This is a genomic window from Aquitalea aquatica (genome assembly GCF_013911085.1).
In the GTDB taxonomy this organism is placed as follows: Bacteria; Pseudomonadota; Gammaproteobacteria; order Burkholderiales; family Chromobacteriaceae; genus Aquitalea; species Aquitalea aquatica.
In genome coordinates this window covers 128762-137028 of record NZ_JACERN010000026.1, presented here as the reverse complement: position 1 = coordinate 137028, position 8267 = coordinate 128762, and the positions used below count along the sequence as shown (strand labels likewise).

Here is an 8267-nt window from a genome sequence, read left to right as displayed (position 1 = left end):
CTAAATCGACAAGCCCGCCCCGTGCGGGCTTTTTTTGTGCCCCGGGAGGGCCTATGTCTGAAGAAAAAAACGAGCTGCAGCAGGATCGCACCCTGACCGATGCCGATGTGGACGCGATCATCGACCGCACCTTTGACCGCTTCCGAATCAATGTTGGTGGCGGGGTGCTGGCCCTGGCCTGGAAAGGGGTGATCGTGTTCATCGTGGTGGTGGCCTACTACGGCTGGAAGAAAGGCGGCGGCTGATGAACCTAACCACCAACATCCTGCAGGCCGGTACCGGTTGCACGGCCGCCGCTGCGGCGAAGTGGTTGCCGGCCATCCAGACTGCCTGCGACAAGTACCAGATCAACACCCGGCTGCGTGTGGCCGCCTTCCTTGCCCAGATCGGACACGAATCGGGACGCTTAGTCTACGTGCGGGAAATCTGGGGGCCGACGGTGCAGCAACGCGGCTACGAGGGCCGCAAGGACCTGGGCAACACCCAGCCGGGTGACGGGCTGCTATTCCGTGGGCGCGGCCTGATCCAGATTACCGGCCGGGTGAACTATGCCGCTATGGGCCAGGCGCTGGGCTTGCCGCTGCTGGCGCATCCCGAGCTACTGGAGCAGCCGGCCAATGCCGCGCTGTCTGCCGGGCAGTTCTGGCAAAGAGAAGGCATCAACCGTTTTGCCGACGCCGGCGACATTGATGGCGTCAGTGACATGGTGAACCGTGGACACAAAACAGCAGCCATCGGCGATGCGAACGGCTTCGCTGAGCGCAAAGCGCTGTACCTGGCCGCCCTCAAGGCCATTCCGACCTGACCACACATCAACGAGCAACCCACACCCCGCCGCGCGCGGGGTGTTTGCATTTCTGGAGCCTGAAAATGGATGTCACCCAGACCCACGAAGAAGTGGAAACCCTGACGGTGGATGTCGAACTGCCCGGCCATGCGCCGCGCACGGAGACGCCCATCTATGCCCGCACCCACAAGCAGCGCGTGGCAGTCGATAACCGCTGCTGGGTATGCCGGCGCACGGCCGCCGAGTCCGGCCACCCGCTGGAAACCCACCATCACCCCATCGAGCGCAGCCTGGCCGAGATGATCGACTTCGAGCTGGTGCAGGCCGACTGCATGGCCGGTGAGTACGGCGACGCTGCGCGCCAGTTCGACTGGGAAGATTTTTGGGATGGCTCGACCACCCAGACCTACGCCGTCACCTGGGAAGACAACACCGTCGAGCAGGTCACCACCCGCGTTCCGGCTGACCCCTACAAGTTCGTCGACAACATGCTGGTGAATGGTCGCGTGCTCTGCAAGGAGCATCACACCGGCAAGGATGCCGGCATGCACGCCATGCCCTTTCCGCTGGTGCTGGGCGAGAAGTATGGCCGCAAGGGCTACCACTTCACCGCTACCCAGATCCTGCACCACGGCGACGAGGTGAAACCCGCATGACCGCCCTCGCTCGCTTCCAGTGGTTCATTGCGGCCGGCTTCCTGCTGGTCATCTGGCTGATTTTGGTGCTGACCGGCTACGCGCCGGCCGCTTTGCTGGTGAGCACCATCCACCAGGGCATTTTGGCTGTCGCCGCTGCCCACCTGCTTGCTACCAACCCCAAAGGACCGACTCCGTGAAAAAAGCTCTTTCTGCCATGCTGTTCGTCGTTGCCGCATTCGTCATGACTGCCTGCGCCACCGCACCCCACCAGACACCGGCCCAAGTTGCTGCACAGGTCTGCCCTCAGCTGCAGGCCGTCAATGCGGCTGTCGCTGATACCCCGGGCATCCTTGCCCCGGCGGATGCTGCCAACTTGGCCAAAGCCGCGCCCTACGTCGACAAGGTGTGCTCTGCCGCGACCTCTGCACCAACGAAGCCCGACTTGAAGGCCCTGGCCAGCACGGCCGTGCCGATCTTGCTCGATGTGCTGGGTGCGTCCGGCCTGCCTGAAATCGACAAGGTGCGGATCAGCTTCGGCGTGAACCTTGCTAAATCGCTTATTGCCCAGCAGCTGGCCGAGGAAGCGACCGAAGCCAGCGCGCCGGTGGCGGCCCCACCTGCGAGCGCGGCGCAATGAGCGCCTTCCTATCCGACCTAGCCACGGTACTGGTGGACGATACTGCGGCCTCTGGCCGTGGTATCTGGAAGGTGCTGGAGCCACTCCGCTACCAATCCGACATCCTGGGCAAGACGATCACCGTCGAGCCGGGCTTCCTGACCGACTACGCCAGCGTGCCGCGCGTGCCATTGCTGTATCTGCTGTTCGGGGATACCACCCACAAGGCAGCCGTGCTGCATGACTGGCTGTACCACCATCACGAAGTATGTGATGAGGATACGGCCAACCTGGTACTTCTGGAAGCGGCCAAAGTGGCGCGCATTCCGGCATGGCGACGACTGGGTATCTATCTGGGCGTAAAAATCGGAGGGGAATCGAGCTGGGAAGAGGACGGTCGAGGAGATGGCCACCAGCTAGCAGATGGGGTGATTGTTTGATGGTGCTACATTTATATTAGAAGTTCTTCTAATATGGTGCGTCAGAAAACAAAAAAGCCATCCGCTTATGGATGGCTTAAATGCTTGATACTGCTAGTGTTCTTGTGGTCGGGGTGAGAAGATTCGAACTTCCGACCCCCTGCACCCCATGCAGGTGCGCTACCAGGCTGCGCTACACCCCGACTTCAAGAGAAACGCATTGTAACTGTTTATTTAGGATTTGCCAATACCCGCATCCAACCAAGCCAGGATTGTTTCCAATTCTGCGCGAACTTCCTGTGCGGTAATCGGACGCTCCATCTCGCCACCAGCCCCCAAGCGCAGGCGTGCGCCATGGATGGTGAAACCATCGTCGTACAGCAGACCGCGAATGCGCCGCACCAACAGCACCTCGTGATGCTGGTAATAGCGACGATTGCCACGGCGCTTGACCAGGCGCAGCTGGGAGAATTCCTGCTCCCAGTAACGCAGCACATGCGGCTTAACCCCGGTTAGTTCACTGACTTCGCTGATGGTGAAGTAGCGCTTGGACGGGATTGCCGGCAGATCAGCCTTGCTTGTTAGCATGGTATTGCTCAACCATTCCTTTGAGTTTCTGACTGGCATGGAAGGTGACAACCCGGCGGGCCGTGATGGGAATCTCTTCCCCGGTCTTGGGATTGCGCCCCGGACGTTGCGGTTTGTCACGCAGCTGGAAATTGCCGAAACCTGACAGCTTTACCGAATCGCCCGCTTCCAGCGCGATACGGATTTCCTCGAAAAACGTTTCAACCATGTCCTTGGCTTCACGCTTGTTCAGACCTACCTGGTCAAACAACAGGTCGGCCAACTCAGCCTTGGTCAAAGTCATGACTACCCCTTAACTTCTTGAATGCAAATATGGAAGGCGGACATTATGCCACGCCTTCCGGCAATAATGGCTTACAGACGCAACTGGGCCGCATGGCTGGCAGCCACGGCATCCAGCAGTTTCTGGATGGCCGGTTCAACATCCTCGTCGGTCAGCGTGCGGGCATCATCCTGCAACACCACACGGAAAGCCAGGCTCTTCTTGCCTTCTTCCACGCCTTTGCCACGATAGACATCAAACAGGGCCACTTCCTTGACCAGTGCGGACGCATGCTGACGGAAAGTATCCAGCATAGCAGCAACCGTTACCTCTTCGTCAACCACCAGCGCCAGATCGCGGCGCACCGGCTGCAGTTTGCTTACCGGTTCTGCCTTGATGGCGGAGCGTGCTGCAACCGCAGCCAGATCCAGCTCGAACAATACTGGTGCTGTCGGCAGGCCGTATTCTTGCGCCCAGCGCGGATGCAGTTCGCCCATCACACCAATGACCTTGCCATCCAGGCTGATCTCGGCACAACGACCGGGATGGAAAGCCGGGTGCACTGCCTTGGCAAAGCTGGCACGAGCCGGCAGCAATAGCGCTTCGACATCAGCCTTCACATCGAAGAAGTCGACACGCTCGGCTTTCTGCCCCCACTGCTCGGCCACACGCGGCCCCCAGGCGAGACCTGCCACTTTTTCCGGCTGGGTGCTTTCGTCGGCTTTGCCGGCTGCATTCTTGCCGAATACGCGGGCCACTTCAAACACCCGCACGCGCGGCTGCTTGCGGTTGAGGTTACCTTGCAACACGTTAACCAGACCGCCAATCAGCGACGAACGCATTACGCTCATCTGCGAAGCGATCGGATTGATCAGGCGCACCGGGTCGGTATTGCCGGCAAAGTCACGTTCCCAGGCCTCTTCGACAAAGGCGTAGCTGACCACTTCCTGATAGTCGCGCCCCGCCAGGAAGTGGCGGATATCTTCACGCGGGCGACGCTCTTCCGGCAGCGCCAGCATGCGCAGGCGTGCAGCCGGTGCGGCGTATGGGATGGCATCGTAGCCATGCACGCGCGCCACTTCTTCGATCAGGTCTTCTTCGATTTCGATGTCGTAGCGGAAGGACGGCGCATGTACCAGGAAGCCATCTTCCAGCGTGTCGAAGGACAGGCCCAGACGGCTGAGGATGGTAGCAATCTGCTCGGCGGTCAGGCTGATGCCCAACAGACGTGCGACACGGGCGGTACGCAGCTTGACACCACCGCGCGCCGGCAGTTCGGCCACTTTTTCGTTCAGCGGGCCCGCTTCGCCACCACAAATGGACAGCACCAGCTCGGTGGCACGTTCCATGGCTTCGGTTTGCAGCTGGAAATCCACCCCGCGCTCAAAGCGGAAGGAAGAGTCAGAGCCGAAGCCCCAGGCACGGGCCTTGCCGGCAATCGCTGCCGGAGCGAAAAAGGCGCTTTCCAGCATGATGTCGGTGCTGGCAGTAGTGACACCGCTTTCTTCACCGCCCATGATGCCGGCGATGGCCAGTACCTTGGCATCATCGGCAATCACCAGATGCTCGTCGCTGAGGGTGACGGTTTTTTCATTCAGGCACAGCAGCTGCTCGCCTGCCTTGGCCATGCGCACGGTGATGCCACCATCCAGCTTGGCCAGATCAAAGGCATGCATCGGCTGCCCTTGCTCCAGCAGCACATAATTGGTGACATCAACGATGGCCGAGATGGAGCGCAGACCAGAGCGCTCCAGACGACGTTTCATCCAGTCAGGGGTCGGTGCAGCCGCATTGACATTACGAATCACACGGCCAATATAGCGACCGCAAGCTTGACCTGCCTGAATGGCAACCGCTACCACGTCGTCGATTTGCGGCGCAATGGCGATAATGGCTTGCGGCTGCAGCGCAGCACCAGTCAGCGCGGCCACTTCGCGGGCAATACCCTTGATCGACAGGCAGTCAGCACGATTGGGGGTGATTTTCAGCGTAAACAGCTGATCATCCAGGCCCAGATAATCACGGATATTCTGGCCAACCGGCGCATCAGCCGGCAACAGCATCAGGCCGTCGACATCTTCCGGTACGCCCAGCTCCTTGCCGGAGCACAGCATGCCGCCCGATTCCACACCACGCATCTTGGTGGGCTTGATCTTGAAATCACCCGGCAATACCGCGCCCGGCAGCGCGCACGGCACGCGCACGCCCACAGCTACATTCGGTGCGCCACAAACGATCTGCACCAGCTCGCCCGTGCCGACATCCACCTTGGTCACGCGCAGACGGTCGGCGTTTTCGTGCTTGACGCATTCCTTGACCTCACCGATCACCACACCAGTAAAGGCCGGTGCGGCCGCGGTGGTTTCTTCTACTTCCAGACCTGCCATGGTCAGCAGATTGGACAACTCATCGCTGGAAAGGGAAGGATTAACCCAGCTTCTCAGCCACTGTTCGGAAAATTGCATTGCTTATCCCCTGCCTGCGATCAATTGAACTGTTTGAGGAAATTGAGATCGTTCTCGAAGAACAGTCGCAGGTCATTCACGCCATAGCGCAGCATGGCAAACCGGTCCAGACCAATACCAAAAGCAAAGCCGCTGTACTTTTCCGGATCGATATTCACATTGCGCAGCACATTCGGATGCACCATGCCGCAGCCACCTACTTCCAGCCAACCACGCTCGCCCAGTACGTCGATTTCGGCGGATGGCTCGGTGAAGGGGAAGAAGGACGGACGGAAACGCACTTGCAGATCGTCGCGTTCGAAGAAGCGACGCAGGAAGTCGGTCACCACTGCCTTGAGGTCGGCAAAGGACACGCCCTCTTCCACCCACAGGCCTTCCATCTGGTGGAACATCGGGGAGTGGGTGGCGTCAGAGTCCACACGGTACACGCGACCCGGCGCCACGATCTTGATCGGTGGCTCGTTATTCAGCATGTAGCGCACCTGAATCGGGCTGGTATGGGTACGCAGCACATCGCCACCTTCCACATAGAAGGTATCGGCCATGGCACGCGCCGGGTGGTTTTCCGGGATATTGAGCGCCTGGAAATTATGGAAATCGGTTTCGATTTCCGGACCATCTGCTACCTGAAAACCCATGGAACGGAACAAGGTGGCGATGCGTTCCAGCGTCAGCGCTACCGGATGCAGGCCGCCGGTGGACAGGCCACGGCCCGGCAGGGTGACATCCAGCGATTCGGCTGCCAGCTGGGCTTCCAGCTTCTGGGCATTGATCAGGTCACGGCGGGTGTTATGGGCGGTTTCAAAAGCTTGCTTGGCCACATTGATGGTGGCACCGGCAGCCTTGCGCTCCTCGGGCGGGAGCTTGCCCAGTTGCTTGAGGAGTTCGGTCAGTTCGCCACTCTTGCCGAGATAGCGCGCCTTGACCTGCTCCAGTTCGATCAGGTCAGCAGCAGCCTCGATGGCAGCCAGACCAGCTTGGAGAATCGCGTCAACGTTAGTCATTGGGTCTCACACCGTATGCGTCTTTCCGGCCACCCGGCAAGCGATGCGATGGCCGCTGCATGACAACATCGGCACTCTGCATCGACCGGCTGGCCGAAACAAAAAGGCTGACCACACTCATGGCAGTCTGGTCAGCGCTCTTGCTACTTCACTACCCCAGGCAAATGAAAAAAAAGGGAGGCATCAGCCTCCCCTTTTACAGTCTTGCTATTAAGCGAGGCTAGCTTTCGCCTTTTCAACGAGCTGAGCGAAAACCGGCTTGTCGAACACGGCCAGATCGGCCAGGACCTTACGGTCGATTTCGATAGCGGCTTTCTTCAGGCCGTTCATGAACTTGCTGTACGGCAGACCGTTTTCACGCGCAGCGGCGTTGATACGGGCAATCCACAGCTGGCGGAACTGACGCTTTTTCTGACGACGGTCGCGGTATGCATATTGACCGGCTTTCATCACCGCCTGTTTGGCGATGCGATAGACGTTCTTGCGACGGCCGCGATAGCCTTTCGCCAGGGCAAGGATTTTCTTGTGACGAGCACGTGCGGTTACACCGCGTTTAACGCGTGGCATTATTCAGTCTCCTTATGCGTAGGGCATCATGGCGCGAACAGAAGCCATGTTGGTAGCGTGTACCATGGTGGTACCGCGCAACTGGCGCTTGTTCTTGGTGGTTTTCTTGGTCAGGATGTGACGCTTGAACGCATAAGAGCGCTTTACACCGCCATTGCCCAGCACGTTGAGACGCTTTTTCGCGCTCGACTTGGTCTTCATTTTCGGCATGGAAAACTCCTGCAGAATTTCTGAGTTAGATTAGACACAGGGTGGCCCGAAAGCACTTGATACCACTGCGTCACGCTTTTACGCGGGGCGTTGCCACCCCACAAAATCAACACGGCAGGGATGACCCTGCCGTATTGAGGAGACGATTATACCCGATTATTTCTTTTTCGGGGCAATCATCATCACCATTTGGCGACCTTCCAGCTTGGGGAACTGCTCGACTGTCGCAATTTCAGCCAGATCGGCCTCGACACGCTTGAGCAGAGCCAGGCCGATGTCCTGGTGAGCCATTTCACGACCACGGAAACGCAGGGTGATCTTGGCCTTGTCGCCATCATTGAGGAAGCGGGTCAGATTACGCAGTTTGACGTTGTAATCGCCATCATCAGTGCCCGGACGGAACTTGATTTCCTTGATCTGGACCTGCTTCTGCTTCTGCTTGGCTTCGTGACGTTTCTTCGACTGTTCGTACTTGAACTTGCCGTAGTCCATCAGCTTGCACACCGGGGGTTGAGCGGTCGGCGAAATTTCCACCAGATCCACATCATTTTCCTCGGCCAGAGCCATTGCCTCACGCAGACCAACAACACCGATCTGCTCACCTTCCATGCCTACCAGACGAATCTCGCGAGCGGTAATCTCGCCGTTGATCCGTGCTTCGCGTTCCTGAGCTATAGCCAAATCTCCTATTAATCTATCAAATGCCTGCCG

General features: G+C 58.9%; 13 protein-coding genes and 1 tRNA gene. 6 read left to right on the top strand and 8 right to left on the bottom strand.

What is annotated here, in order from left to right:
• Window positions 1-53 precede the first annotated feature (53 nt).
• From H2Z84_RS10225 to H2Z84_RS10200, 6 genes are all read left to right on the top strand, one after another.
• Complete coding sequence (locus H2Z84_RS10225) at window positions 54-245, top strand: hypothetical protein (RefSeq protein ID WP_059286275.1); 192 nt, start codon at window positions 54-56, stop codon at window positions 243-245.
• On the top strand, window positions 245-805 hold the full coding sequence (locus H2Z84_RS10220; protein WP_181835903.1) for a glycoside hydrolase family 19 protein: 561 nt from the start codon (window positions 245-247) through the stop codon (window positions 803-805). The genes H2Z84_RS10225 and H2Z84_RS10220 overlap by 1 nt, the downstream gene beginning before the upstream one ends.
• A gap of 65 nt (window positions 806-870) precedes the next feature.
• A complete protein-coding gene (locus tag H2Z84_RS10215) occupies window positions 871-1443 on the top strand; it encodes a hypothetical protein (RefSeq protein WP_181835902.1) in 573 nt (190 codons plus the stop codon).
• Window positions 1440-1622, top strand: a complete 183-nt coding sequence (locus H2Z84_RS10210) for a hypothetical protein (protein ID WP_181835901.1) — start codon at window positions 1440-1442, stop codon at window positions 1620-1622. Before H2Z84_RS10215 ends, H2Z84_RS10210 begins: the two co-directional genes overlap by 4 nt.
• Window positions 1619-2062, top strand: coding sequence for a hypothetical protein (locus H2Z84_RS10205; protein WP_181835900.1), 444 nt, complete (start codon window positions 1619-1621; stop codon window positions 2060-2062). The genes H2Z84_RS10210 and H2Z84_RS10205 overlap by 4 nt, the downstream gene beginning before the upstream one ends.
• Entirely contained in the window at window positions 2059-2481 is a 423-nt protein-coding gene (locus H2Z84_RS10200) for a DUF1353 domain-containing protein (protein ID WP_181835899.1), read from the top strand. Before H2Z84_RS10205 ends, H2Z84_RS10200 begins: the two co-directional genes overlap by 4 nt.
• A 105-nt stretch (window positions 2482-2586) precedes the next feature.
• On the opposite strand, the gene H2Z84_RS10195 is transcribed toward H2Z84_RS10200, so the two are convergent.
• The 8 genes from H2Z84_RS10195 to infC all read right to left on the bottom strand — a co-directional run bounded on the left by H2Z84_RS10195 (window position 2587) and on the right by infC (window position 8237).
• Window positions 2587-2663, bottom strand: a tRNA-Pro gene (locus H2Z84_RS10195).
• A 31-nt stretch (window positions 2664-2694) separates the two neighbouring features.
• Window positions 2695-3048, bottom strand: a complete 354-nt coding sequence (locus H2Z84_RS10190; RefSeq protein ID WP_181835898.1) for a MerR family transcriptional regulator — start codon at window positions 3046-3048, stop codon at window positions 2695-2697.
• A complete protein-coding gene (locus H2Z84_RS10185; RefSeq protein ID WP_045845169.1) occupies window positions 3029-3331 on the bottom strand; it encodes an integration host factor subunit alpha in 303 nt (100 codons plus the stop codon). Before H2Z84_RS10185 ends, H2Z84_RS10190 begins: the two co-directional genes overlap by 20 nt.
• A 71-nt stretch (window positions 3332-3402) precedes the next feature.
• The gene (gene pheT, locus H2Z84_RS10180) at window positions 3403-5775 is read right to left on the bottom strand and encodes a phenylalanine--tRNA ligase subunit beta (protein ID WP_181835897.1); all 2373 of its coding nucleotides are present in this window, start codon (window positions 5773-5775) and stop codon (window positions 3403-3405) included.
• Between the two features lie 20 nt (window positions 5776-5795).
• Window positions 5796-6779: a phenylalanine--tRNA ligase subunit alpha gene (gene pheS, locus H2Z84_RS10175; protein WP_181835896.1), complete on the bottom strand. Its 984-nt coding sequence runs from the start codon at window positions 6777-6779 to the stop codon at window positions 5796-5798.
• A gap of 210 nt (window positions 6780-6989) precedes the next feature.
• On the bottom strand, window positions 6990-7346 hold the full coding sequence (gene rplT / locus H2Z84_RS10170; RefSeq protein WP_103525121.1) for a 50S ribosomal protein L20: 357 nt from the start codon (window positions 7344-7346) through the stop codon (window positions 6990-6992).
• A gap of 12 nt (window positions 7347-7358) precedes the next feature.
• Complete coding sequence (gene rpmI, locus H2Z84_RS10165; RefSeq protein WP_045845173.1) at window positions 7359-7556, bottom strand: 50S ribosomal protein L35; 198 nt, start codon at window positions 7554-7556, stop codon at window positions 7359-7361.
• A gap of 156 nt (window positions 7557-7712) precedes the next feature.
• On the bottom strand, window positions 7713-8237 hold the full coding sequence (gene infC, locus H2Z84_RS10160; protein ID WP_103525120.1) for a translation initiation factor IF-3: 525 nt from the start codon (window positions 8235-8237) through the stop codon (window positions 7713-7715).
• Between the last annotated feature and the right edge of the window lie 30 nt (window positions 8238-8267).